The organism is Sphingobacterium sp. Mn56C, from assembly GCF_049319645.1.
GTDB lineage: Bacteria > Bacteroidota > Bacteroidia > Sphingobacteriales > Sphingobacteriaceae > Sphingobacterium.
The window spans coordinates 30427-56340 of the sequence record NZ_JBMOUC010000001.1; the positions used below are offsets into that span (position 1 = coordinate 30427).

Consider the following 25914-nt stretch of genomic DNA (forward strand, 5'->3'; position numbering starts at 1 on the left):
TGTTATGAATGAATAAATTTGAAACGATGTTACGTTTTAAGAACGCTGAATCGACTTTTTTGGATAAGACGGTTCGATAGTTATTAACAATTGTTAATAAAAAATTATAATATATTGACCTCTCGCTCTAAAGTTACCTGAAACTTAGCCTGCACATCTTGGATTATAAAGTCGGAAACCTGAAATATTTCCTGGCCGCTTGCTTTTCCCTTATTGGTAAGCACAAGCGCTTGGTTTTTCCATACCGCAACTTCCCCGATTTCCTTACCCTTCCAGCCGCATTGCTCAATAAGCCATCCGGCAGCAAGTTTTATTTGATTATTTTCCATCGGGTAGTTTACTATTGTAGGATATACCGCCTGCAAGGCTTCAAATTGTGCTGTAGGTATTACAGGGTTTTTAAAAAAACTCCCCGCATTGCCTACGGTGCTAGGGTCGGGTAGCTTTTCTACGCGTATATGCGATACTACCTCTGCAATATCTTTGATCGTCGGATTGGTGATTTTGCGTTTTTCCAGTTCTTTTTCAATGGCACCATAGCTGGTATTTTTTTGCTGATGGACATGGAGTTTATAGGTTACCGACACAATAATAAACCGACCTTTATATTTCGATTTAAAAATACTATCCCGGTAGGTGAAGGCACAATCTTTATTGCTAAAGGTTTGAAACTCTCCCGTGTATGTATCAAAGGCTCTGCAGCTGTAAAAAAACATCATTAACTCGGCGCCGTAAGCACCAATATTTTGTATAGGCGAAGCACCTACAGTACCCGGTATTAGGGCCATATTCTCCAAGCCCGGGAAGTTATGGTCTATGCAATACCATACTAAATCGTTCCATACCTCGCCGGCAGCAGCGGTAACAAAAATATTGGAGCCTTCAATAAAATGTTGTATTCCCTTGTTTGCAATTTTAACAATTGTACCCTCAAAGTCTTTCGTAAACAGCACATTACTGCCTCCGCCTAAAATAAAAAATTTCTCCTGGAATATATGGTTCTGATAAAGAGCGAAAAGGTCATTTTCACTTTTTACTTCCACAAACTGCTTTGCTGCAGCATAAATTCCAAATGTATTTAACTCCTGAAGCGAAATGTTGTTTTGTATGTCCACGCGTGCTACCTTTGACTTTAATCCGTAAAAATTCAATCTTAATTGCTACCTTTAAAAAAATTTGTTGTAAAGATAAGATAAACCGAGGCATCGAAAAAACTTATTTTATTTCCTTACTATTATGAATTCTGACGATAAGAAAATTAAAATTTTAGAAACGGCAAAACGACGATTCTCACATTATGGTATGGCCAAAACCACCATGGCAGAAATTGCGAAAGATTTGTCTTATTCAAAAGCATTATTATACTACTATTTTCCGGACAAAAATAGCCTTTATATTGCGGTATTAGAACTCGTAGGTGAAGAGCTGGAGGAGGAGACCTTACGTGCTGTAAAGCGTTTACAAAGCACAGAAAAAGCCATCGATACGATATTAAATAAGCGTATGGAATTCGTTACCAAGTATTATTATATTTTAGAATATACTATGCTTATGCGTAAAAGTATGTCCTCGAATATTGACCCTACCTTAGCTAAAGGCGTAGAGAAGCAGCGTGAAATTATAGAGAAGGTATTTGCCGAAGGGGTAGAACGAGGAGAATTACTCCCGATGGATTGTGCGGAAATTGCTCGTATTTTTTTATTCGCGACCTTTGGCATGCGTATGCTTGCCGTCAAAGATTTGAAGCAGGATTTTATACCCGATAAAGAGGAGTTTGATCGTATCTTATGTTATCAAAAAAAGTTGGCTAAGATTTTTATTCGCGGCTTGAAAAAAGAAGATTAAAATATACATTAAAAAGAGGTTGCCTGGCAACCTCTTTTAGTTTAAAATAGCTTCAAAAATTTGTTTTGCGTGTATACGCGAGTTTTCAATAAACCATAAATGGGTGTTTAACCCACCACAAACGACGCCCGCAAGGTATATCCCTTTAACATTTGTTTCCATACTGTTGGGGTTGTGTTCCGGTATTCGTGTCCCTTCCTCCGGCACGTAAATCCCTAACCGTTGTAGGAGTGCAAAATTAGGTTGGTACCCCGTAAGTGCTAAAACAAAGTCATTTCTAATGGTTTTTAGGCCCGTTGGCGTTTCTATATGCACCGACAAGGGTTCAATATGGGTTAGTTTACTGTTGTAATACACGTCGATTTCACCTTCAGCAATACGGTTTTCAATATCTGGTTTTACCCAATATTTTACGCGGGAACTAATTTCATGGCCCCGTATTATCAGCGACACCTTAGCGCCTTTACGATACGTCTCTAAGGCTGCATCAATAGAGGAGTTGCTCGCACCTACCACGACCACATGTTGGTTGGCGTAGTAATGGGGGTCGCTATAATAATGGCTCACTTTAGGTAGGTTCTCCCCTGGAATACCCAAGGTCATCGGAATATCGTAAAAACCTGTAGCCACAATAATATGTTTTGTAGTGTACCGATCTTTATTGGTGGTTACGGTAAAGATATCTCCGGTTTTATCGGCCCCAATAACCTCTTCAAACAAATGCGTATTGAGGTTAAATTTCTGGTGAACACGGCGGTAATATTCCAGTGCTTCAGCACGTTTTGGCTTCGGGTTGGTCGTAACAAAAGGAATACCATCGATCTCTAATCTCTCCGACGAAGAGAAGAAGGTCATATTTATCGGATAGTGATACAGGGAGTTTACCAAACAGCCTTTTTCTATGATAAGGTAGGAAAGGTTCGCCTTTTGCGCCTCTATGGCACAGCAAATACCGATAGGCCCCGCCCCAATAATCAATACATCAAATACATGTTCCATAGGTATAGCTATGTTTTCTCTATTACTTTATTTTTTTCAACAAAATCTGCCGTTATTTTCTGTATATCCGCGGCAATTTTCACCAAAAACTGCAGCTGCTCTCTGATGAGGCGTGCGTCTGCCGAGTCGGTTTCCGGGCTTTCATTTTTCTCAAAAGTACTCGCCTTATTATAGGCAGCGTCGCTTGGATCGCTGATGCTATCAATAGAATTTTCCATGCTGGCCAATGCCTTATAGAGCAACTTCAGGTGGCTGTTGTTGTAGTCTTCGGTTTGCGCATTGACCAACTGCGTCATAAATGTTGCTGCGTACGATGAAAATACGTGGTTTAAAATAACGAACCTATTGACCTCCTTGGTGATATGTTGCCGCCATTTGGGTTCGGTCAATAACCGTTGAAAGGTGGATCCCATATTCGCTGAAGCGATGTAAACCTCCTTACGGGCTTGTTTGTAATCCGCCCTTTTTAAATCATTCCCCGCTAATGCCTGTATCGCTTGCGCCAGGTAATGGTAGTTGGCGATAAGTAAATTACGCATATTCGATTTAATCAGAAAACTCTCCCAATTGGGGAAAATAATATAACTCGATAAAAACGCTACCGTACCACCAATAAAGGTATCGAGAATACGTTCCTTGGCCATTTCTATGGTGTTTACGCCTGTGAAACTCAGCATAATAAGAACATAGGGAGTCATGAAAATAACCGCCATAATATAATTTATGCGGAAAAGGCTATACGCAATAAGGAAGAAGAATATTAAAATTACAAACCTGGCCGTTGGATCGGGGATAGTCATTAATATTATACCACCGATGATACCGCCGATTACGGTGCCTATTAAACGCTGAACATTACGCTCTTTCGTAAGTCCGAAACCGGGTTTAAGGATAACCAAAATCGTAAGCAATATCCAATACATACCAAACTTGGGGTAGTCGATATAATTTAAAAATAGATACCCTCCCGACAGCATAATAGACATCCGTAAGGCATGTCGAAATACCGACGAGTTTAAACTTAGGTTATCTTTAAAACTTTGCCAATTTAGGGCTTCAGTTTTGGTGAATTTTTCGGAGTCCTCGTTTTCCTTACTTTCGGAGTCAACAAGCTTAAATTGTCCGTATTGAAAAATATCCTGCACATGTTTTGTCATCGTACGGATATTGATAATAATCTTTTTTAAAGGATAGGATGTTACCGGGTTGTTTCTATCGAATTCATCTACAGCAAAGCGTAATTTTTCGATCTCGGCATCAAAATCATAAAGGGGTTTAGGGGTTTTATTCGCGTTGATTTTGTACCCTATATTATCCAGTTCGTGAGATACCTTCATAATAATGCTACGCACCTTATCCAGTACACCCGATGGCCCATAGGTCGTTCGTATACTTTCATAATCATAATGTGTAGTCATACTCTGCTCGAAAATATCGACCACATCGTTAAAGATTAAACTTAAAAAACGCCCCTCTTTGGTTGTATCTTTAATCGAACGTTTGCTTTGGAAAAGAATATTACGCACATTTTCCTGGTGTACATTGACAGAAATCTGCTTCTCTATAAGTTTTATATAGTTCTCATCAATATCCTTTTTAAGATCATAAAAGTTGGCCTTCAGGCGGGTGTAATCTGCAACCTGAATAATAGTTTCCGATATTTCCTGCTGCGCTAAGCGGTAGGGGCGAACCTGCATAATCGAGAAACTGATAAGCATGTACCAAAAGGCGCCAACAACGAAGTAGCCGATATATAAAAACTCCTCAGACAAAGGATGGTTGCTCTTAACGTTGATAAGCATTACCAGAATACACATGGTACCAATGGTGGCACCGCGGGCATTAAATACGGCAAGCATAGACAATAGAAACGAAAATACAGCAATAACCATGGCCATCAGTATAATATTGTCGTTAACTAATGCGGTGACGGTGAGCGTTACCATCCCTATTAAGGTACAGTAAATCATGCCAAAGCGGCGATGGCTTGGCGCACCGGGGGTATCCGAAAGGCCTACGATTAAAGCGCCTAAAGAAATCAGCGTTCCTGTAAGAAATTGACCAAACAGCGCACATACAATTACCGGGATAATGGTTCCTAAGGTAATACGTAGCCCCTCAGCAAAATATTGACCATAAAAAAAACTGCTTATTTCTTCTGTTTTCTTCATCTATTGTGCCTTCAAATTTATGGATACAAAGGAAGTAAATAATTTTAATGTGCTTAATAAAACAGCCGGCAAAATTTCACTAAATATCGTCCAAGTGTTTGCGATTTATCATTTGTTCCTCCCGGTATTGGGATGCCGATACACCGACAACCTCCTTAAATTGCTTGCTTAAATGTGCTAAACTGCTATAATTAAGCTTGTAGGCAATCTCTTTTAAAGACAACTGTTTGTAAGATAACCACTCCTTTGCTTTTTCAATCTTTAGTTGGATAAAATACTTCTCAATGGTGCTATGCTCCATGGCCGAAAATACCGAACTTAAAGTCTGGTAAGATACAGACAAACGCTCGCTCAGGTATACCGATAGTTTAGGGTTTTCAATTTTATCGGGAGCATGGATCAACGCAATCAAATGGGTTTTGATATCCTGCACTAAGCTCTCTTTTGGATTGGAGATCAGCTCAAAGCCAATTTTTTGTATCGCCGAATTTATAGCCGCTACCTTTGCGGGAGTTATGTTTTTTACAAGTTGTATTCTTCCAAGGTCGACTGTATTATAGTCGACTTGTAGGGTATTTAAAATATCTTCCACTGCCGAAATACACCTTGGGCAGACCATGTTTTTCACCGCTAATTCCATCTTTCTAATTATGTAGCGATATAAACTTAATAAAAAAAAGTCGTCAAGATAACCCTGACGACCTTATATATTTACGTAATGGTAAAATTATGACTTAATTTTTAACAATTTCAACGTTTACTACAATTTTAACATCCGCAGCTACGGCTGGTACCCCATCAGGCAACTTATCGTTATACTTGATATTATAATCTAAACGATTGATCGTGGTAGAGGCTGTAAATCCTGCTCTGGTTTTGCCCCATGGGTCAGTGATTGTGCCATTATGCTGTACCACATCAAATTTCACCGATTTAGTAACGTCACGTAAAGTTAGGTCTCCGGTTAAAACATATTTCCCGCCTTTACCTTCACGTTTTAAAACTGCATTTTTTAAGGTGATGTGAGGAAATTTTTCGGCATTAAAAAAATCATCACTCTTAAGGTGTTTGTCGCGCATCTCAATACGCGTATCTATGCTATTCACATCAATACCGAAGTTTATTTTCGCCAGGTTAAAATCTTTGTCATTTGTAGACTCTACGGCTCCTTCTAATTTTTTGAACTGTCCGTCGACAAAGGAAATCCCTAAGTGTTTCACTTCGAAATGTACGTTGCTGTGTGCGGGATCTACAGACCATTTTGTTTGCGCAAAGGATACATTTGTTAACAAAAGTAAACCTGCAATTACGTTAAAAATTAATTTCATATCTTCTTGTTGTTTTTATTTGTTCGACAAAGGTGGTAGTCTTTTTTAGCACCAAACTTAATCTAGATTAAGAAATAAAAAAAACAGTTTTTTGTTTGTCATGGTAGTGTCGTTTATAGTCTTTCCGGTGTGTACCCTTTACTTCGCCTAAATTAAAATAGCGCTTTAGCCTACGGGATTATTGCTTAACTTGGTTTTATATTTTAAACTAATCTTGTACCATGCTATGAAAAGATATCTACCATCTTTAGCCTTTACCAGTATCTGTGCCACATTACTCAGCTGCCAACAATTAACAAATCAGGAGGGAAAATCTGCTAATGACGCCTATACAGCGACATTAGACCAGCAAATGGCAGCGCATATATTTGCACTGCCTACACATTGTTTAACTGTGGAGTACCCCAATAAACTGGGGCAAACAATTGGCGCTGTCAGCGACTTAAAAACGCCTAAAGCATTACGTCCTATATTTTATGGCTGTTTCGATTGGCATTCTTCGGTACATGGTTATTGGTCTATTGTAACGCTTATGCAGCGTTTTCCAGACCTTGATAAATCGGGTGCGGTGCGTGCGATTTTAAATTCGCATATTACACCCGAGCATGTAGCCGTAGAAATGGCCTTTTTTAATGATGTAAATAATACAAGTTTCGAGCGTACCTATGGATGGGCTTGGTTGTTTAAGCTACAAGAGAGTCTGTATACCTGGAAGGATACTGATGCACAGCGGTGGAAAACGGCGTTACAGCCGTTGGTAAGCTTGCTGGTGGAACGGTATAAAGCCTACCTGCCTAATTTAGTTTACCCCATACGTAACGGGCAGCATATAAACTCGGCATTTGGCTTATCCTTGTCGCTGGATTATGCGCGTACTGTGGGCGATAAAGATTTTGAGGAGGCTATTATAACGCATGGCAAGCGGTTATTTGAAAAAGATGTGAATTGTGATTTGGCGTACGAACCGAGTGGTATTGACTTCCTGTCACCCTGTTTGGAGGAGGCGTATTTAATGGCTAAAATACTGGATGCAAATGACTACCAGGATTGGCTTCATAAATTTTTACCGAATATCTATGCCAGCAATTTTAGTTTAGCTCCTGCCATTGTTAAAGATCGTAGCGATGGGCACCTCGTGCACCTGGATGGATTAAATTACAGTAGGGCAGCCTGTTTATATGGTATCGCAAGTACAAGTCCGAAATTGTATCACCTGCGTAAGTTGGCGAAAGCGCATATTGATTTTTCCTTACCTAATCTTTCAACACAAGACGACTATATGGGCTCGCATTGGTTGGGTACGTTTGCCTTATACGGCATTAGTAAGGGCGAATAAACGTGTAAAGGGGCAAACGTAATAGGTAGGCCCCTTTTTTTATTTAGGTTATTCTTTTGGAATGAGTACATTGTTTTCCAGTCGTACAGAAACATACTTCACTACCGTGAAACCATCTTCCTTACTTACGATCTGCGATAAATCTAAGCCCTTGCGTGAGAAGGCAGCCAATATGGCCGTCCGGAATGCTGCTTTGCTCGAGCCCCAGCCTTCGCTGTTTACGGTGTCGTTATTAAATTGGATAAGTTCCTCAACACTGTAGCTGCTGAACTTATCAAAGAGATGCTGATAAAGTTGTGTAGTTGACATACCATTTAAAATTTAAGCCGTTAAACCATAAATCGTATCAGAACTGTTTTGGAAAATAAGCGTTTTTAAACGTTTATTTTGGTCGAAAACCCGTATTGTTTTACCACCGCGGTGACTGCACTCGGTTGGTATTGCGTCGTGCAATTCTGAATACTCTACAAATCTAGTAGTCTTTTTTGTAATTACAAATTTTTTTTACTTTTTTATTAGTTAACTTATTGTTTTATCGATTTTTAAGTTTTTTTTGCGATGTAACCTTAGGGTATAAGGCTGGTGAATATAATAAAACGCTATACCACCCAGAAAATATGCCAGTACATCGCCCCAGTCGGCAGTATTGTAGCTGGTGTATTTCGGGGCAATATATTCAAAACCAATAGCTACATACAGACAAACAACCATAATTTGTACCAGCGGAAAGCGGAAACGAAAGCGGTTGCCGGCGATTGTTAAGGCCACAATCAGCATAAAATGCAAAATAAGGGGGACAAATACAAAGTCGGTAAGCCAATTGTTGAGCCATGGAATTGGGCATCCCATCTTCCGTGTATAACGTATAAGCAACCAGCTGCTCGCATAGAAGACCACAAAAGGATCGATAAATTGCCGCATTAATGTGCAAAGGATACGGCAATAAGCATAGTAATGGTGCTGCATAACATTAAGAGTAAAAACATAACCCAGCCAAATTTCTTCGCATTTTTTCGCAGGGTGCTGTCCTGTTCGTTTTCTGGAAATAGTGTATTCTTTATTTCCGCCATATTACGTTCAATAAAATTTTGTTTCCTTTTCATTTCGCAACTATTTTTTACAAAAATACAAATAGTTTTCAAAATTAGAACAAATGTTCTAATTTTGGGTATGAAAACAAAAGATCGCATTCTTGAGGTTGCATTGACCCTGTATAATGCCGAAGGAATTCGTACGGTTACGACCCGACATATTGCTGCACAATTGGGGATTAGTGCCGGAAACCTGCATTACCATTTTAAGCATACGGAAGATATTATTCAAGCCTTATTTGAAGGTTTGATTGAAGAATTCGACAGGCTGTTGTCTTTGCTCCGTATGGGCACCATATTGGATTTGGATGGTTTTGAAAAATACCTGAGGCAATCTTTTCACATCCATAGAAAATACAGTTTTCTGTTTCTGCATTTCGTGGAAATTGGAAATTGGATTCCGGCTATTCGCGACCGTTATTTCCAGCTTACCCAAGAGCGCGAGGTACAGTTTTTAATGTTGTTTCAGCATTTGTCGGCCATAGGTGTATTTCGGGTGTTACCGTCGACAGGAGCCCAAAAAGATTTGGTTCGACTCTTATTTATTGTCAGTGATTTTTGGCTTGCACATAATGCCTTAACCGAAAGACATGATGGCGAGGAGGCTTTCCAACAGTATAAAAGGGCGGTGGAATCGCTTTTTAAACCTTATATGGCCTAATTGCTGCCTCGTGCTGCTGCACATGCTGACAAAAAAAATGAGCGAATTGTTTTTTTTGTGTTACGCTTTGTCATAAAGTCGTTGCAAACTGACATCATGTCTTAATTTAGGGTATTGGAACAAGCCTTGCTAGGCTTTTTACATAAATTAATGCACATATAAAATTTTAAAACATATGCAGGAAAAAGGTAGTATATCGATCCATACGGAAAATATTTTCCCGGTAATTAAGAAATTTTTATACTCAGACAATGAGATTTTTTTAAGAGAGCTAGTTTCCAATGCTGTGGATGCATCTCAGAAAATTAAACGTTTATCATCTTTAGGTCAGTATAATGCGGAGGTTGGCGATTTAATCGTTGATGTTAAGTTTGATGAGGCCGCAAAAACCATTACTATTTCGGATAATGGTATTGGTATGACTGCTGAGGAGATAAAAAAATACATTAATCAGATTGCTTTTTCGGGGGCAACTGAATTTATGGAGAAATTTAAAGAGGCTAACGACGCGAATGAGATTATCGGTCGCTTTGGTTTGGGCTTTTATTCTGCATTTATGGTTGCCGATCAGGTTGAAATTGACTCCTTATCGTATCAGGATGGGGCTACGGCGGCGCACTGGACTTGTGATGGTAGTACATCCTATGAAATTTCGGCGGGACAGCGTACCACACGTGGAACAGATATTATCTTACATATCAATGACGAGTCGACCGAATTTTTACAACAGGCTCGACTTCAGGAGATTTTAGATAAATATGCTAAGTTTTTGCCGGTACCAATTCGCTTTGGCACTAAAACGTCGTCGGTTGAGGATGGCGAGGACGAAGAGGGTAAACCTAAATATAAATCCATCACGGTTGATAATATTATTAATAATACAAACCCGGCATGGACAAAAGCTCCGTCGGAATTAAAAGATGAGGATTATCTGGCTTTTTATAGAGAGTTGTATCCTTATTCTACCGATGAACCTTTGTTCTGGATTCACTTGAATGTAGACTATCCGTTTAACCTTACGGGTATTTTATATTTCCCGAAAATTAAAAATGAGTTAGAGGTACAGCGTAATAAAATTAAGTTATACTCGCGCCAGGTATTTATTACCGACGAAGTTAAGGATATCGTTCCTGAGTTCTTGATGTTGTTACATGGTGTTATCGATTCACCGGATATCCCATTGAATGTTTCGCGTTCGTTTTTACAAGCTGATGGTAACGTTAAAAAAATAAATAGCTATATCACTAAAAAAGTTGCGGATAAGTTGCAAGAGATCTTTAAAACCGATCGTAAAGGTTTTGAAGAGAAGTGGGAGGATATTGGCTTGTTTATTAAATATGGCATGCTGAGCGATGAAAAGTTTGCGGAGAAGGCAAATGACTTCTGCTTAGTTAAAAATACCGATAACGAGAAGTATACCATCAAGGAGTACTTTGAAAAGGTAAAAGATATTCAAGCAGACAAAGATGGTAACATTGTGTACTTGTATAGCAGTGATGTGGCGCAGCAGGATGGTTTTATCGCGTCCGCAAAAGCGAAAGGTTATGAGGTGTTGGTATTAGATGGTCCTTTAGATACACACTTTGCTTCATATCTGGAACAAAAAGGAGGCGAGAAGGTGCAGTTGAAGCGTGTGGATTCGGATATCATTGATAAATTGATTCAGAAAGATGAAAAAATTGAATTGGTGTTGACCGAAGAGGAAAGCAAAAAGGCATCTGAGCTCTTTACGCAGGCCATAAATCGTACGGATATGAACGTGCAGGTGGAAGCCTTACATGCGGATGATTTGCCTGTTTCTGTTACCTTAGATGAATTTATGCGTCGTATGAAGGATATGGCTAAGACGGGTGGGGGCATGGGCTTCTACGGTAACTTGCCTGATAATTATAAGGTGAGTATTAACGGTAACCATCCCTTGGTAAAACGTATTTTGGAAAGTTCGGAAGATGAGGGCCAGGTTTTGGCAAAACAGGCTTTTGATTTGGCTCTTTTATCCCGTGGTTTATTGACCGGCGCGGATCTTACATCCTTTGTAAAACGTAGTGTAGCGCTTATTTAAGCCGATTTAAAAAAATAATGTCTTAATCCTCATGTGTTTAAAACCTCATGAGGATTTTTTGTTTGAAAACATTTGCACGATATGCAGTTTTATACTACTTTTGTATCACAAAATCACGGTGGGTATAGCTCAGTTGGTTAGAGCACTAGATTGTGGTTCTAGGGGTCGTCGGTTCGAGCCCGATTATCCACCCTGTGAAGCCTCTCTTTTTAGAGAGGCTTTTTTTTTATCCTTCCCATTGTTTGGAAACCCGAATGCTGTGGCATTTCTATAGCAGGGCTCCGGTAGGGTGATCGGCTTAGCAGCCAGGTCTTGATTTTGCAAAATTTTAAGCCTTAGCCCTGTTGTTTATAATGTATTGTAGGACGGCTCGGAGTTTAGCTTTTGGATGTACGCTGTTCTTTCAAAATAACCGACAATATAGGGTTTAACAGGTAACCTGCTTGTAGTTGTTTTCCCTCCGTATGACCCTTCTGCTGCTAGCGTGCTTCCTGTTTTTGCGGTTTTTATTTTTATTTTACTTTTTTTTGATGGCTCTTTTTCCACACACAACTTAATATTCCTTTTCCATAGTTGTTGATAAGGAGGGGTTTACGTGGTGCGGACTGCAGAGCTGGTGATCCGATGTAATTGTAAAAAATCATAATTTGTCAATAATCTAAAAAATGCACTTTTATATATCAAAAAAACGTCTTACATTTGTCGAAATCCTCGATATTAGTACATCTAAGCGGGATTTTATGACACATGGTGGGTATAGCTCAGTTGGTTAGAGCACTAGATTGTGGTTCTAGGGGTCGTCGGTTCGAGCCCGATTATCCACCCTAAAAAAGGAGTCCTAGCGACTCCTTTTTTTGTATACGGAATATTCCTGGCGCTCCGTTGGCTCGGCAATAGACGGTTTGGGTTCTAACCGTAGTAGATGCTTGGCTTTAAAAGGTTAAAGGGGGTCGGTCGCTGCAGGATTTTGTTTCGTTGCTCCGCCTTTGGGTGCATCTAGTAAAACATGGGATGCAGTATTACGGAGCGGGATAGCTGCTGGCAAAAGCTCTTCGATATACGATGGTCGTGGTTTTAATTTAGAAAAGGGCTTTTAGGAAAATTAGCCACATGTGCATATTTAGGACCTAAACTTATTAATGCCTGTTTCCATAAATCTTCTCCGTCTAAAAGAAAAATAAGATCGCTATCGTATTTTTGATGTACAGCCCAGGAATTCTGTTCAATCTCTTGATGCAATTGATGCGGATCCCATCCTGAATAGCCGATAAAGAACTTGATCTCCTGTGCTCCAATAAGCCCTTCCTGCAGTAATATTTTTAACAGATCAAAATCCCCACCCCAATAGATATCGTTGTGAATTAATGTTCCCGATTTGAGTTTATCGTAGGCACGGTGCAGAAAGAATAAGGCATGGTTTTCTACCGGTCCGCCAAGGTATACGGGAAGGTCAATACCGCTAAGGTCGGCGATAATATCCGATAACAATAACTGAGACTTATGGTTCAGAATAAGGCCTAAAGAACCCGCTGTAGTATGTTCGCACAGCATCACCACAGAACGTTCAAAGGTTGGGTCTAAGATAAAGGGCTCCGAGAGTAGGAGACGTCCTTGTTCAGGTGTGTTTTCGTTAAACATACTTATTCGTATTAGATATTATAATTAAAGCTACACAAAAGTAAGAACTTTAGGAAACAAAGCCGTAAAAAGGCCCTAAACATGACAATGTTTTACGGGGGTTTTAGTAAGTTTGTCTAGTTAACTTAGATATACATATGGCAATTGAACATAAAGACATAGCCGCTATTCGGGAAGATTATGCTAAGGGTACACTTTTGGAAAGTGATGTCGATAAAAATCCCTTTCATCAGTTTAAAAGCTGGTTCGACCAGGCTATAGATGCTGCGGTTGTAGAGCCTAATGCTATGGTGTTGGCTACAGTCGATGCCGATGGTTTCCCTTCTTCACGTATTGTATTGTTAAAAGATATTAAAGCCACTGGTTTTAGCTTTTTTACTAATTATGAAAGCAAAAAAGCGATGGATATGGCGTACTCCGCTCAGGTTAGTTTATTGTTTTTTTGGCCCGAATTGCAGCGTCAAGTGCGTGTTTTAGGGACTATTGAAAAATTACCTGCCGAAGATTCGGACGCTTATTATGCCTCTCGACCGAAGGGTAGTCGTATCGGAGCTTGGGCCTCGCCGCAAAGTCAGTTTATTCCAAATCGTAATTTTATTGAAGAGCGCTTTGATTATTATGCAAAACAGTATGCCGAACAGGAGGATATTCCTCGTCCGTTGCACTGGGGGGGGTATATTGTCAAACCAATTTATTTTGAGTTTTGGCAGGGTAGAAGCTCGCGTATGCACGATAGATTGGTTTATGTATGGGAGCAAGGCGATTGGCAACTTAATAGATTAGCACCTTAATGAATTTAGATTTAGATGCAATAATACAGCAGTTCGGTGGAGAACTGCTGTCTGCTGTGCCACATGGTCTGCAGGATACATTGGTGGTCGATAAATCCATCCTTTTGCCTTTATGTTTATGGCTTCGTGATCACGAAGCATTTTATTTTGACTTTCTTTCCAATATTACCGCGGTAGATTATGCACCTGAAGATCGATTTGCAGTAGTCTATAATCTGGCTTCTATTCCATATCAGCGCCAATTAACCTTGCGTGTTGAGTTGCCTATGCAGGATAGGGCCCAAGATAATCTACCAGAAGTACCTTCTGTAAGTTCTGTGTGGCGTACCGCCGATTGGCATGAGCGTGAGGCCTTCGATTTAATGGGGATATTCTTTACAGGGCATCCCGATTTGCGTCGCATTTTACTGCCCGATGATTGGGAGGGGTACCCCTTACGAAAGGATTACCAGGATCCTGATAGTTATCATGGTATTAGTCTAAAAAGTTAATATAGGATGGAAAATAAGTACAAGCAAGCTTACCAAGACTATTTAGAAAGAATTTCGCAGGTAGGTGCTACAGAGATGGTCATTAATATGGGACCACAGCACCCCTCTACGCACGGTGTTTTGCGGCTGGAGTTAATTACCGATGGTGAAATTGTTAAGGATATTATCCCGCATCTGGGGTATTTACATCGTTGTTTTGATAAACATGCCGAGGCGATGAATTATGGCAAGAGTATTCCTTTTACCGACCGCCTGGATTACCTGGCCTCTATGAATAATAGCCATGCTTTTGTAATGGGCGTTGAGCGTATGCTGGGCATTGCCGATAAAATACCGAAGCGGATTGAGTATATCCGTGTGCTGGTATGTGAACTAAATCGAATTGCCTCGCATTTAATCGCCATAGGTACCTATGGTATAGATATTGGAGCATTTACACCTTTTATGTGGTGTTTTAGAGACCGCGAGCATATTATGAATATGTTGGAATGGGCATCGGGTTCTCGGATGTTATACAACTATATCTGGGTTGGAGGTTTGTTTTATGATCTACCGGTTGGTTTTGAAGAGCGCTGCAAGGAATTTGTGGCCTATTTTAAACCCAAATTGAAGGAGTTGGACGACTTGCTGTCGAGCAATCAGATATTTATTTCCCGTACAGCAAATATTGGCGTACTCCCTGCTGATGTAGCTATAAATTACGGCTGTTCAGGTCCGATGTTACGGGCCTCGGGTATACGATGGGATTTAAGACGTGTGGATGCATATTCTGTTTACCCCGAGCTGGATTTTGAAATACCAATCGGCAAGGGGGAGATGGGTGCGGTTGGGGACTCCTGGGACCGCTATAAAGTTCGTGTAGATGAGATTTATGAATCCCTTAAGATTATAGAACAATGTCTGGACCGCCTAATGTCGGACTTTGCGCGTTTGCCAGATTTTGACCCGCGCGCACTGGTACCTAAAAAGGTAAATCTGAAGGCTCAAAATTATTATGTACGTGCAGAAAACCCTAAAGGTGAGTTGGGTTTTTATTTTGAAACTCAGGAAAAAACAGATATACCACGACGTTTAAAAGCGCGAGGGCCAAGTTTTAATAATCTTTCGGTCTTACCGGAATTGGGTAAGGGTGTTTTGATTGCCGATTTAATTGCCATTTTAGGCTCCTTGGATATCGTTTTGGGAGAAGTCGATAGATAGGTTAAAAAATGCAAAAAAACGCATTAAAAATTTGATGTTTAGACATAGAGTATGTATATTTGTGTTCTCATAATTTAAGTTTATAATTGGTTAATAGGAAGTCTACAGCAGCCCTGCTGTAGGCTTTTCTCTTTTTATAGGAGCCAGTCCAAAACCATGTCATAACAAATAGCATCTTGCCCTTGAGCACGATGCCTAATTATTGTTCAAAAGTCCTTCCAATAGGTATATACTGTTGCCTGAAAACTTTAACCTATGCAGGCTATAGCTTACCTATATGGCTTCCCTTTAACTATTGTTTCTCTGGAAAGGATACTACGCTGTTAAGGTCTTGAATGCTTCAACCACAAACCGGTTCATATATAATACGAACTATTTAAATAGGAAAATAAGTAAATCCGTAAATGTACGGTTCCGTAATCCAGGTTATGTCGGTATGGGTTCTGTAAGAAATTGAATAATCTGGTTCAGCTCGGTTATAAGCTAGCAGGTGCAAGTAGGGGAAGCATTTTCCTGTTCTTAGCCACAGTCCATCAGCTACTCAGCAAAGTTTTTGCTGAACCCTTTATGGCTGCATTAGCCAGACTTTTAAAAGATGGATAATAAAACTAAAAAGCTGTTCTCCGGTTTAGAGAACAGCTTTTTAATTACTCAAAATATTCTTTAATTCTTTCGAAGAATGATTTTTCATTTTTACCAGGTTGCGGTTTAAAGTTGGCCGAACCTTTAAGTTTTTCCAAAATCTCGCGTTCTTCAGGCGACACCGCTTTTGGCGTCCATGTATTCACGTAGATTAATTGATCTCCCTTATGGTAAGAATTTACTTCTGGGATTCCCTTGCCTTTAAGACGCAGGATTTTTCCTCCCTGTGTTCCTGGTTCAATTTTTATTTTCGCTTTACCGTCGATAGTAGGAACTTCAACACTAGTACCTAAAGCGGCATCCGCAAAGTTGATATATAAATCGTATATAACATTGATGCCATCTCTTTTCAAGGTTTCGTGTGTTGTTTCCTCCACCAAGATAATTAAATCACCAGGGATACCTCCACGCGGTGCTGCATTACCTTTGCCACTCATCGAAAGTTGCATGCCCTCACTAACACCCGCAGGAATATTAATAGAAATAGTCTCTTCGCCTTTTTCTAAGCCCTCACCTTTACAGGTTGTACATTTAGCGGTAATTTCAACACCCTCTCCGTTACAGGTAGGGCAGGTGCTTGTCGTTTGCATTTGGCCTAAGATGGTATTGGTTACCCGGCGTACCGAACCCGCACCACCACAGGTGCTACAGGTATGAACGGAAGATTTATCTTTAGCGCCAGAACCATCACAGCTATGGCATACCACCTTTTTATTTACTTTTACCTTTTTTTCTACGCCTTTAGCAATTTCTTCTAACGTAAGTTTCACCTTAATACGAAGGTTGCTACCTTTTTGTACACGACGGCCAGCGCTAGAACGACCACCACCACCGAAGAAACTTTCGAATGGACTGCCGCCGCCGAAGATATCGCCAAACTGGCTGAATATGTCGTCCATATTCATGCCACCGCCACCGCCGCCAAAACCTGCGCCATTACCGGCATGGCCAAACTGGTCGTAACGTGCCTTTTTGTCGGCATTGCTTAAAATCTCATAAGCTTCAGCAGCCTCCTTAAAATTCTCCTCGGCTTCTTTATCACCTGGATTTTTATCCGGGTGAAACTTAATCGCAAGCTTACGGTATGCCGATTTAATCTCTGCAGCATCCGCCTGGCGCGATACGCCTAATACATCATAATAATCTCTTTTTGACATGCCTTTTTCTTCTTATTGCCCAATCACCACTTTGGCAAAACGGATTACTTTATCGTTTAATGAATATCCTTTTTCTAATACATCGATAACCTTATTTTTAAGGTCTTCAGTAGGTGCTGGAATAGCCGTAATAGCCTCTTGGAAATCCGCATCAAAGGGTTCACCAACAACCTGCATTTCCTTAAGGCCTTCATTTTCTAATACTTTTCGGAATTTGTTCGAGATCAACTCTACACCCTGCTTCACCGATTCTACATCCTGAGAAGACGCCATTACATGTAGAGCACGATCAAAGTCGTCTAATACCGGCAATAGTTTAGCAATAACCGCTTGTCCGGCCGTTTGAATAAGTTCTACACGTTCTTTAGATGTACGTTTTCTGTAGTTATCAAATTCAGCTGCCAAGCGCGCATATTTATCATTTGCTTCGGCTAACTGTGCCGTAAGCACCTCTTCCGCTGTAGCTTCAACGGTTTCTTGCGTTTCTTGCTCAGGCGCAGTTTCCTGTGCTAAGTTTTCGTCTTGAATATTTTCTTGTTCGTTCATTATCCCCCTAAATTTAATGTATCTAAAAAATCTAGATACGCGAGTCAAAAATTTTGCCATTATAAAATATCCGACATCCTGTCAGTGTTTTAACAAAAAACAGCTACAAAATGTCGGATTACAGTAATATTTGTCAGTTATTAGATGCTTACATTGTCATGCAATGCACCGTCGGCAGTTTGTAGAATTCGTGCCGGCATATTACGGATTATCTGGTAATCGTGTGTGGCCATCAATACGGCCGTTCCTGCAGACGCAATGTCCCGTAGTAGCAACACAATTTCTTCTGAAGTTGCTGGGTCTAAGTTTCCGGTAGGCTCATCGGCAAGGATAATCTCCGGGTCGTTTAACAAGGCCCGCGCAATAACCACACGCTGCTGCTCACCACCCGAAAGTTCGTGTGGCATTTTAGTTAATTTAGAGCGTAGACCTACTTTTTCGAGAACATCTGTCATGCGAGCATTAATCAAGCCCTTGTCGGTCCATCCCGTAGCCCGAAGCGCAAATTCCAAGTTTTTTTCTACTGTACGGTCGTTTAGCAAGTGAAAGTCCTGGAAAACAATACCCAGCTTACGTCTTAGGTACGGAACTTCATTTTCTTTTAATTTTTTAAGATCAAAGCCTGCAACTAAGCCTTCGCCATTGGCAATATATAAGTCGCCATAGATTATTTTCAAAAGACTACTCTTACCGGTTCCCGATTGACCAATGAGGTAAAGGAACTCGCCTTGCGCAATTTCTAAGTTTGTGTTCGACAATACCAAGTGTTTCTGTTGGTAAATATCTACATTCTTAAGTCGTATTACCGTATTATTTGCCATTATTAAAATTCAATTTTTTTGATTTGACCAAAAGGCAGTTCGTTAACCAATTGCATAATTTGTGCTGCTTTGTCTCCAAGACCAATTTTATCTAGCGATTTATCGGGTCTATCGACTCTGAAATATGCCAATAAAGTAAATGAGTCATCTCTTAATTGCACATAATCAGGGATTTTAGCTACACCTTTTACTTTTATTACATACATAGCAAACAAAGTTAGAATTTTTTATGAATTGACATCCTTTTATAAACGATTATATTTGTTATTTATTGGTTGTTCGCCAAAAAATCCAGCGTATTAACACCGTCAGCATAATCGTCTAAAGCCGGCGCTTGACTTCCACCAAAAGAAAACTGAGGGCTCTGGATCTGTAATTTTGTTTCCGAAAGCACACACTGTATTGCCTCCTGTTGCGCATTTAATTTCGCTTCTACAGCGGCTAGGGTATCGTAATACTCGAAAAACACCACGGCCAATGGAGAAGCCGTATGTTCATCCTCTTTAAGCAGTAAAAAACCATTATCGAAATGCTTTTCACCATTTATCAGGTAAATAGACTTGTTGTAATCGTAGTTATTGTTATACTTAAAATGCTCGTTGAGGGTTTTATAGCGCTCAAGGGGTTCGTAAAATTTCGCTATATCATAGCCATCAGGAATAAAAATCTTAGAAACCGAGCGGCATCCCAAGCCAAAGTAATCGAAAATATCATGGCCTAAATTTTCAATCTGCTGTACCGTTTCTTCACCCGAAAGTACGGCTATTGAATTTCTGTTTTTGCGAATAATATGTGGCTTTTTGCCGAAATAATATTCGAAATAGCGAGCCGAATTATTGGATCCCGTCGCGATTACCAGATCAAAGTTACTTAACCGATCTACCCATTGCACCTTTTCTCCAAACGCCGGAGCAAGCTCAACCAGCTTTCGAAGTACCATTGTGCTCAAACCAGCATCATCAGAGGAAACTTTTAATTGTGCCGTAAAACCCATGATAAGTGTGCTGAGTATATCATGGAAACCAACTAAAGGGATATTTCCTGCCAACACTAAGCCTACAATTTTATCGGTTGCAGGGGCCGCATAGGGGGCTAGCCAGGCTTGTAACCTTTCTTCTGTCAGGGTATTGCCCAATACTTCAAGCTGCTTATGTACGTTTGTTGGTGTATACCAGGGGTTCTTATACTGCACATTTTGTAAAAATGCCCGGGTATCTTCGTCTAGGTTACGCATCCATTCGCCAAGTTTGGCAAATGCCCATATTCGTTCGTTCTTTGTCAAAATATTTTATTTAGAATCGTTCTCTTGTAATTTTCGATTATCTTTGCACTGTCAAAAAAGGGTATTGCCCACTAGATTGATATACTTTTTTTAAGAAAGTAACGTTACAATCTTTAAATTTGACATACAAAATTAGTTTATTTATTATAATTGTGAGGTTATAAATGGCGATAAAAATTACTGACGAGTGTATTAATTGCGGGGCTTGTGAACCGGAATGCCCTAACAATGCTATATATGATGCCGGTGTTCCCTGGAAATTTGCAGACGGAACAGCTTTGGAAGGTGTTATAGACTTTGGAGATGGCGTTACTTTAGATGCTGCGGCATCGCAAGATGCAATCTCTGATGAGGTGTATTATATAGTATCTGATAAATGTACAGAATGTGTAGGTTTTCATGATGAACCACAGTGTGCGGCAGTATGTCCGGTAGATTGCTGTGTGGAAGATGAAGATATTGTAGAAACAGAAGAAGAATTATTAGCGAAGAAAGCGTGGTTACACGCGGAATAATGCTGCGCATACTACCCGCTTACTATAAAGGCCATCTATATTTTAGATGGCCTTTATTTGTTTTTGGCTGTGCCGGTAAAAGATCTTGTTTATGCAATTAGTTGTTGCAACAAATTTATTATTTTTTGCGGCTATTTAGGTTTTAATATTTTGTTTACAAGGTTTTTATGTGTTTATAATATACCAGTTTTCTCTATCCTCTACGCCCGCATCCTTTCTTTTTGTTTGCTTTGCAGGTAGATTTTTTTACATTTGTAGATGTCAAAATAAATAAATAATTGAATGACTAAAAAAAATATTGGTTACCTAACGCTCGTTATAATCACTATTGCAATTATTATAACCCTGTTTTATGAATTCGATTTATTCGGTATTCCTGCTTCCGTTATGATGATTGTAAGATGGGTTACTGCTGCAGCGCTCGTTCTTAATGCATTTGTACGTAAGAATCTTACCACCTGGATTATAACCTGTTTAATTTTAGGGGTATTTGTGGGATTAGATTTCCCCGATTTAGCTATTGCTTTACATCCCTTGAGCCAAGGGTTTATTAAGTTAGTGAAAACTATTGTAGGTCCTATACTCTTTGCGACCCTCGTCTTTGGTATTGCGGGTCATTCGGATCTGAAATCTGTAGGCCGTATGGCCTGGAAGTCCATGTTATACTTCTTTTGTGCGACCACCTGTGCAATTTTTATTGGTCTTTTGGTAATCAACATTACCAAAGCTGGAGTGGGCGTAGATGTGGCGCATATGCCGCATGAGGAATTACCTACGACCTCTGCTATTGCCGTGGCAGATCAAAAAGTGTTGGATCATATCGACGAAAGTGTACATTGGGTTTTTAAATTTAATACCTTTATCCGAGATACCTTCCCAGAGAATATTGTCAAATCGGTGTATGAAAATAAAGTCTTGCAGATTGTAATTTTTGGGGTTCTGTTTGGTATAGGTCTGGCTATGGTTCCGATGAAGAAGCGAAAACCTTTGGTAGATTTTACCGAAAGTTTGGCCGAGGCTATGTTCAAATTTACAAATTTGGTGATGCTTTTTGCACCTATAGGCGTGGGGGCTGCGATGGCGTATACGGTTGGTCACTTAGGGGTCGATATCCTGAAAAACCTGTTTATGCTTTTAATGAGTTTATATATAGCTTTAATCTGTTTTTTATTACTCATCCTTCTTCCCGTTGCACTTTATTTAAAGGTGCCGATAAAGCAGTTTATTCAGGCTATTAAAGAACCTGTATCCATAGCATTTGCTACAACAAGTTCCGATGCAGCATTACCGAAGGCTATGGAAAACATGGAAAAGTTTGGTGTGCCTCGAAAAATTGTGTCTTTCGTAATTCCTACTGGATACAGCTTTAACCTGGATGGAACCTCGTTGTATCTTTCTTTAGCCTCTATATTTGTTGCGCAAGCGGCAGGAATACACCTGTCTATAAGCCAACAGTTGTTAATGGCTTTCACCTTAATGATTACCTCTAAGGGTGTGGCGGCTGTGCCTCGTGCCTCCCTTATTGTTTTGATTGCTACTGCCGACCAATTTGGTCTGCCAACATTTGTTATTGCCGCAATTTTAGGTATAGACGAGTTGATGGATATGGCGCGAACTTCTGTGAATGTTATCGGTAATTGTTTGGCAACGGTGGTGGTTTCTAAATGGGAGGGCGAATTCGATGAGCATGCCTCTAAGAATCCTGATTTCTTAAAAGATGCCCCTGCCGATCTGGATTAAAAAATACTATTTTCATGTTAACAACAAAAACAGTCCTTAATTTTGGGGCTGCTTTTGTTGTTACCGCTACAGGTCCAATTTTTTAAGTGTATACTAAATATTAAAAGGATTACGTTAATGTTTATGCTGTTGTTTTTTTTATATTGCCGTAATGAAATTAAAATACCCGTACTACGTTAGCCTTCTTCTAGCTTTTTTCAATCTGCAAACAACGTTTGCTCAAGTGCAAGAGTTTAAACCCTTAGATGTTATGTTTTCGCATTCTAATGTGCTTAACAGGCATTATTATGGTTTTAGCTTGTACGATTTAGATAGTAATAAATTTGTGTACGGGATTAAAGAAGATCTACCCTTTACACCGGCATCCAATACCAAGGTGTTTACCTTATTTACTTCGTTAAAAGTTATTGGCGATTCTATACCAGGAATAGAGTATATCGAAAAGGGTGATTCCCTCTTATTTTGGGGAACGGGCGATCCTACCTTTCTACATCCCAAACTGGATACCCGCAGGGTTTATGATTTTTTGAAAAATAGCGATAAAAAGTTGTTTTATGTTAGGCAGCAGGCCTCAGAACCGGCCTACCGCGAGGGGTGGTCTGCAGCCGACTATAATGCCTATTATCAACCGGAGGTGGCCACGTTTCCAATTTATGGTAATGTCGTACGGTTCAAGGCGCAGGGGCGTTCTGTGATATCTTTTCCATCGTATTTTGAGCGTTATGTAGAAGTTCGACACAGCAAAAGCAAGTACTTTAGTTTACAGCGTAAACGATACAGCAATACCTTTGAAATGAATAGCGTAAACGTGCCTAAATCATACTATGCTACGAAACCTTTTATATGGTCGGATACGCTCTTAGTATCCCTTCTGCAGGATACCCTAAAAAAGGAAGTGTCGATGCTGCTGGATGTTGCTAAACCCGACGATGTGAAAACCTTATATTCGGCACCGCGAAATGCCTTACTACGCGATATGATGTTGCCGAGTGATAATTTTCTGGCAGAGCAGCTTACGATGATCGCGTCGGAGCGAAAGTACAATGGCTTTTATACCGATTCTTTACGTGTAGACATGCAGCGCGATTATTACACCCAATTTCAAGACCAGGTTAACTTATTTGATGGTTCTGGCTTATCTATTTTCAATAAAGTGTCGCCACGAAGCATGATCGAATTGCTTTTAGCGATTAATGAAATTGTTCCCGATGATACCGAGCGGTACCATTTTTTTCCTACTGGTGGCGTAGATGGTACATTGCGGAGGGCGTATATGCTCGACCAGGGGGAGCCTTTTGTATGGGCGAAAACGGGAACGTTAAGAACGGTATATTGCCAGTCGGGTTACCTGATAACGCGGTCTGGACGGCGTTTTGCATTTTCTTTCCTGAACAATAATTTCCGTAATAATGCCAGTACAGTAAGGCGGGAGCTTGTCAATATCATGACCTTCCTCCGGCAGAATTATTAAAAACTTAGCTTAATTAATTATTATATTCGCATTTCATAGAACCGTTATGCGCGAATTTAAGAAGAATGACAAAAAGCTGATACGCTCCTGGGCCATGTTTGATTGGGCAAATTCGGCGTATAATCTGGTTATTACATCTACAATTTTTCCGATCTATTATATTGTCATCACCCAGTCTAAAGATGCCGGTGATGATCTGGTGTCCTTCTTTGGTATACCTATTATTAATACGGTCTTGTCTAATTATGCCTTGGCATTTGCCTACTTGATTATGGTATTGGCATTGCCATTTTTATCCGCTTTTGCGGATGCCAATGGTAAAAAAATGCAGGTGATGAAATTTTTCACTTATTTGGGGGCTATTGCTTGTATGGGCTTATTTTTCTTTAAGCTGAATACGCTGGAATGGGGAATTATCTGTTTTACACTGGCGGCTATGGGATATATCGGTGGTGTCGCGGTAAACAATTCGTACCTTCCGGAAATTGCTACGCCAGACCAACAGGATGCCGTTAGTGCTAAGGGCTTTGCTTATGGCTATGTGGGTTGTGTGGTTATACAGGTTATATGTTTTGTTTTTGTATTAAAACCTGCTTGGTTTGGTATTGTAGATCCTTCTTTTCCGGCACGTTTATCCTTTCTGTTGGTTGGCCTATGGTGGTTAGGTTTTTCGTTAATTCCTTTTTCGGTTTTACCCAACAATAAGCCTTCTACGCATGCGTTGGGGGTTGGACTGCAGCATCGGGTAAGAATGGAGTTTTTAACGGTGTGGGCGCAGATTAAAAAGAATAAAGGAATCCGACGCTTTCTGCCGGCCTATTTCTTTAATTCTGTAGGGGTACAGACAATTATGGTGGTGGCAACCATGTTCGGACAAAAGGAGCTGGACTTGGCTCAGGAAACTTTAATCGCTACGATTATTTTAATTCAGCTGGTGGCTATATTGGGGGCTTTTGTGATGTCTAAGCTGGCCGCTATATGGGGGAATATTAAGGTCTTAATGCTGGTAACGGTATTATGGGCTGGTATTTGTATTATGGCTTATTACTTAAATAGTGCCACCCAATTTTATGCACTGGCATTTATGGTGGGTTTATTGATGGGTGGAATACAGTCTTTATCGCGTTCTACCTATTCTAAATTATTACCTAAAAACCTGGAAGATACCACTTCCTTTTTTAGCTTTTATGATATTACTGAAAAACTTGGTATTGTAGTCGGTTTAGTAAGTTTTGCTTTTATTGAACAGTTAACCCATAATATACGCTATTCGGCCGTATCCTTGTCGGTATTTTTTATCCTTGGTTTTGTGCTGCTTGGCAGAGCGTTGAAATTTAATACCCTTTTAAAACAGATGTCTGATGGATAAGAAAGTAGAGTTGTTTATACCCTGTTTTATGGATCAATTATATCCCGAAACGGCCTTTAATACCATTAAGTTGTTGTCGTATGCGGGCTGTGATGTAACGTATAATAGTGAGCAGACCTGCTGTGGGCAGCCGGCCTACAATGCGGGGTTCTGGGACGAAGCTCAGGAGGTCGGAGCGAGTTTTTTGGAGAGCTTTACGGGCGAACAGTATATTGTGTCGCCTTCTGCCTCTTGCACAGGCATGGTAAAAAAAGGTTACAATGACCTTTTTACGCAGGCGCAGGGGCATACAAATTGCCGATCCGTACAGCAGCATATTTATGAAATCTCGGATTTTTTGGTGAATGTGCTTAAGCGCGATTATTTTGGTGCCGAGTTGGTGGGAACTGCGGTGTACCATGATTCTTGCGCAGCATTACGCGATTGTAAGATTAAAAGTGAACCGCGACAGCTATTATCTAAGGTAGGAGGACTTGAAATTGTGGACATGGAGGGGCAGGAGGTATGTTGTGGTTTTGGGGGTACATTTGCCGTGAAGTTTGAAGGGATATCTGCTGCAATGGCCGAGCAGAAGGTGAAAAGTGCACAGGCGGTACAGGCTGATTATATTATCTCTACGGATGCTTCCTGTTTATTGCAATTAAAAGCTTATATTGATAAACATGATATTCCGATAAAAACAATGCACTTAGTGGATGTGCTTACCTCGGGATGGGCTAATATATAAGGTGACATCATTATTATAAACCTTTATACAT

27 protein-coding genes, 2 tRNA genes and 1 riboswitch are annotated in these 25914 nt (G+C 40.1%); of the genes, 14 read left to right on the plus strand and 15 right to left on the minus strand.

Going from position 1 to position 25914, the window contains the following annotated elements; translation table 11 throughout:
* Positions 1-104: 104 nt before the first annotated feature.
* Entirely contained in the window at positions 105-1115 is a 1011-nt protein-coding gene (murB, locus tag ACL9RF_RS00180) for a UDP-N-acetylmuramate dehydrogenase (protein ID WP_422798575.1), read from the minus strand.
* Between the two features lie 121 nt (positions 1116-1236).
* Here murB and ACL9RF_RS00185 point away from each other — a divergent pair, with 121 nt between their 5' ends.
* Positions 1237-1845 (plus strand): TetR/AcrR family transcriptional regulator, encoded by a 609-nt coding sequence (locus tag ACL9RF_RS00185; RefSeq protein ID WP_422798576.1) that lies wholly within the window; start codon positions 1237-1239, stop codon positions 1843-1845.
* Between the two features lie 36 nt (positions 1846-1881).
* Here ACL9RF_RS00185 and ACL9RF_RS00190 read toward each other — a convergent pair whose 3' ends face one another.
* The 4 genes from ACL9RF_RS00190 to ACL9RF_RS00205 form a co-directional block, all read right to left on the minus strand.
* Entirely contained in the window at positions 1882-2844 is a 963-nt protein-coding gene (locus ACL9RF_RS00190; RefSeq protein WP_422798577.1) for a YpdA family putative bacillithiol disulfide reductase, read from the minus strand.
* 8 nt (positions 2845-2852) lie between these two features.
* Positions 2853-5015: an FUSC family membrane protein gene (locus tag ACL9RF_RS00195; RefSeq protein WP_422798578.1), complete on the minus strand. Its 2163-nt coding sequence runs from the start codon at positions 5013-5015 to the stop codon at positions 2853-2855.
* Between the two features lie 79 nt (positions 5016-5094).
* Positions 5095-5655, minus strand: a complete 561-nt coding sequence (locus ACL9RF_RS00200; RefSeq protein WP_422798579.1) for a helix-turn-helix domain-containing protein — start codon at positions 5653-5655, stop codon at positions 5095-5097.
* A 94-nt stretch (positions 5656-5749) separates the two neighbouring features.
* Positions 5750-6343, minus strand: a complete 594-nt coding sequence (locus ACL9RF_RS00205; protein WP_422798580.1) for a YceI family protein — start codon at positions 6341-6343, stop codon at positions 5750-5752.
* Between the two features lie 226 nt (positions 6344-6569).
* On the opposite strand from ACL9RF_RS00205, the gene ACL9RF_RS00210 reads away from it, so the two are divergent.
* Positions 6570-7679, plus strand: coding sequence for a DUF2891 domain-containing protein (locus ACL9RF_RS00210; RefSeq protein ID WP_422798581.1), 1110 nt, complete (start codon positions 6570-6572; stop codon positions 7677-7679).
* Positions 7680-7727: 48 nt separating this feature from the next.
* Here ACL9RF_RS00210 and ACL9RF_RS00215 read toward each other — a convergent pair whose 3' ends face one another.
* From ACL9RF_RS00215 to ACL9RF_RS00225, 3 genes are all read right to left on the minus strand, one after another.
* Entirely contained in the window at positions 7728-7988 is a 261-nt protein-coding gene (locus tag ACL9RF_RS00215) for a 5-oxoprolinase (protein ID WP_422798582.1), read from the minus strand.
* A 64-nt stretch (positions 7989-8052) separates the two neighbouring features.
* Positions 8053-8147, minus strand: a riboswitch (SAM-I-IV-variant riboswitch).
* A gap of 51 nt (positions 8148-8198) precedes the next feature.
* The gene (locus ACL9RF_RS00220; protein ID WP_422798583.1) at positions 8199-8600 is read right to left on the minus strand and encodes a hypothetical protein; all 402 of its coding nucleotides are present in this window, start codon (positions 8598-8600) and stop codon (positions 8199-8201) included.
* Complete coding sequence (locus ACL9RF_RS00225) at positions 8600-8782, minus strand: hypothetical protein (protein ID WP_422798584.1); 183 nt, start codon at positions 8780-8782, stop codon at positions 8600-8602. Before ACL9RF_RS00225 ends, ACL9RF_RS00220 begins: the two co-directional genes overlap by 1 nt.
* Positions 8783-8849: 67 nt before the next feature.
* On the opposite strand from ACL9RF_RS00225, the gene ACL9RF_RS00230 reads away from it, so the two are divergent.
* The 3 genes from ACL9RF_RS00230 (at position 8850) to ACL9RF_RS00240 (ending at position 11685) form a co-directional block, all read left to right on the plus strand.
* Complete coding sequence (locus tag ACL9RF_RS00230) at positions 8850-9431, plus strand: TetR/AcrR family transcriptional regulator (protein ID WP_422798585.1); 582 nt, start codon at positions 8850-8852, stop codon at positions 9429-9431.
* Positions 9432-9606: 175 nt separating this feature from the next.
* Entirely contained in the window at positions 9607-11493 is a 1887-nt protein-coding gene (gene htpG, locus ACL9RF_RS00235; protein WP_422798586.1) for a molecular chaperone HtpG, read from the plus strand.
* Positions 11494-11611: 118 nt separating this feature from the next.
* Positions 11612-11685: transfer RNA gene (locus ACL9RF_RS00240), tRNA-His, on the plus strand.
* Positions 11686-11841: 156 nt separating this feature from the next.
* On the opposite strand, the gene ACL9RF_RS00245 is transcribed toward ACL9RF_RS00240, so the two are convergent.
* Complete coding sequence (locus ACL9RF_RS00245) at positions 11842-12039, minus strand: hypothetical protein (protein WP_422798587.1); 198 nt, start codon at positions 12037-12039, stop codon at positions 11842-11844.
* Positions 12040-12243: 204 nt separating this feature from the next.
* On the opposite strand from ACL9RF_RS00245, the gene ACL9RF_RS00250 reads away from it, so the two are divergent.
* A tRNA-His gene (locus ACL9RF_RS00250) sits at positions 12244-12317 on the plus strand.
* A 250-nt stretch (positions 12318-12567) separates the two neighbouring features.
* On the opposite strand, the gene ACL9RF_RS00255 is transcribed toward ACL9RF_RS00250, so the two are convergent.
* Positions 12568-13131 (minus strand): YqgE/AlgH family protein, encoded by a 564-nt coding sequence (locus ACL9RF_RS00255; RefSeq protein ID WP_422798588.1) that lies wholly within the window; start codon positions 13129-13131, stop codon positions 12568-12570.
* Positions 13132-13268: 137 nt separating this feature from the next.
* Between ACL9RF_RS00255 and pdxH the strand changes: the two genes are divergently transcribed.
* The 3 genes from pdxH to ACL9RF_RS00270 all read left to right on the plus strand — a co-directional run bounded on the left by pdxH (position 13269) and on the right by ACL9RF_RS00270 (position 15613).
* Complete coding sequence (gene pdxH / locus ACL9RF_RS00260) at positions 13269-13922, plus strand: pyridoxamine 5'-phosphate oxidase (protein WP_422798589.1); 654 nt, start codon at positions 13269-13271, stop codon at positions 13920-13922.
* Positions 13922-14413 (plus strand): NADH-quinone oxidoreductase subunit C, encoded by a 492-nt coding sequence (locus ACL9RF_RS00265; RefSeq protein ID WP_422798590.1) that lies wholly within the window; start codon positions 13922-13924, stop codon positions 14411-14413. Before pdxH ends, ACL9RF_RS00265 begins: the two co-directional genes overlap by 1 nt.
* A gap of 75 nt (positions 14414-14488) precedes the next feature.
* Complete coding sequence (locus ACL9RF_RS00270; RefSeq protein WP_422799974.1) at positions 14489-15613, plus strand: NADH-quinone oxidoreductase subunit D; 1125 nt, start codon at positions 14489-14491, stop codon at positions 15611-15613.
* A gap of 647 nt (positions 15614-16260) precedes the next feature.
* Here the strand turns inward: ACL9RF_RS00270 and dnaJ are convergent.
* The 5 genes from dnaJ to ACL9RF_RS00295 all read right to left on the minus strand — a co-directional run bounded on the left by dnaJ (position 16261) and on the right by ACL9RF_RS00295 (position 20061).
* Positions 16261-17412 (minus strand): molecular chaperone DnaJ, encoded by a 1152-nt coding sequence (dnaJ, locus tag ACL9RF_RS00275; RefSeq protein WP_422798591.1) that lies wholly within the window; start codon positions 17410-17412, stop codon positions 16261-16263.
* Between the two features lie 12 nt (positions 17413-17424).
* Positions 17425-17958, minus strand: a complete 534-nt coding sequence (locus ACL9RF_RS00280; protein WP_422798592.1) for a nucleotide exchange factor GrpE — start codon at positions 17956-17958, stop codon at positions 17425-17427.
* A 140-nt stretch (positions 17959-18098) separates the two neighbouring features.
* Positions 18099-18779 (minus strand): cell division ATP-binding protein FtsE, encoded by a 681-nt coding sequence (locus ACL9RF_RS00285; protein WP_422798593.1) that lies wholly within the window; start codon positions 18777-18779, stop codon positions 18099-18101.
* A 2-nt stretch (positions 18780-18781) separates the two neighbouring features.
* Positions 18782-18985 carry a fructose-6-phosphate aldolase gene (locus ACL9RF_RS00290; RefSeq protein WP_422798594.1) on the minus strand — a complete coding sequence of 68 codons (204 nt, stop codon included), beginning with the start codon at positions 18983-18985 and terminating at the stop codon, positions 18782-18784.
* Positions 18986-19047: 62 nt separating this feature from the next.
* A complete protein-coding gene (locus ACL9RF_RS00295; protein WP_422798595.1) occupies positions 19048-20061 on the minus strand; it encodes an acyl-CoA reductase in 1014 nt (337 codons plus the stop codon).
* A gap of 164 nt (positions 20062-20225) precedes the next feature.
* Between ACL9RF_RS00295 and ACL9RF_RS00300 the strand changes: the two genes are divergently transcribed.
* The 5 genes from ACL9RF_RS00300 to ACL9RF_RS00320 all read left to right on the plus strand — a co-directional run bounded on the left by ACL9RF_RS00300 (position 20226) and on the right by ACL9RF_RS00320 (position 25883).
* Positions 20226-20576 carry a 4Fe-4S dicluster domain-containing protein gene (locus ACL9RF_RS00300; RefSeq protein ID WP_422798596.1) on the plus strand — a complete coding sequence of 117 codons (351 nt, stop codon included), beginning with the start codon at positions 20226-20228 and terminating at the stop codon, positions 20574-20576.
* A 282-nt stretch (positions 20577-20858) separates the two neighbouring features.
* On the plus strand, positions 20859-22316 hold the full coding sequence (locus tag ACL9RF_RS00305) for a dicarboxylate/amino acid:cation symporter (RefSeq protein ID WP_422798597.1): 1458 nt from the start codon (positions 20859-20861) through the stop codon (positions 22314-22316).
* 151 nt (positions 22317-22467) lie between these two features.
* On the plus strand, positions 22468-23787 hold the full coding sequence (locus ACL9RF_RS00310; RefSeq protein ID WP_422798598.1) for a D-alanyl-D-alanine carboxypeptidase: 1320 nt from the start codon (positions 22468-22470) through the stop codon (positions 23785-23787).
* Positions 23788-23833: 46 nt separating this feature from the next.
* Entirely contained in the window at positions 23834-25156 is a 1323-nt protein-coding gene (locus ACL9RF_RS00315; RefSeq protein WP_422798599.1) for an MFS transporter, read from the plus strand.
* Positions 25149-25883, plus strand: coding sequence for a (Fe-S)-binding protein (locus tag ACL9RF_RS00320; protein ID WP_422798600.1), 735 nt, complete (start codon positions 25149-25151; stop codon positions 25881-25883). The genes ACL9RF_RS00315 and ACL9RF_RS00320 overlap by 8 nt, the downstream gene beginning before the upstream one ends.
* The last annotated feature ends 31 nt before the right edge of the window (positions 25884-25914 follow it).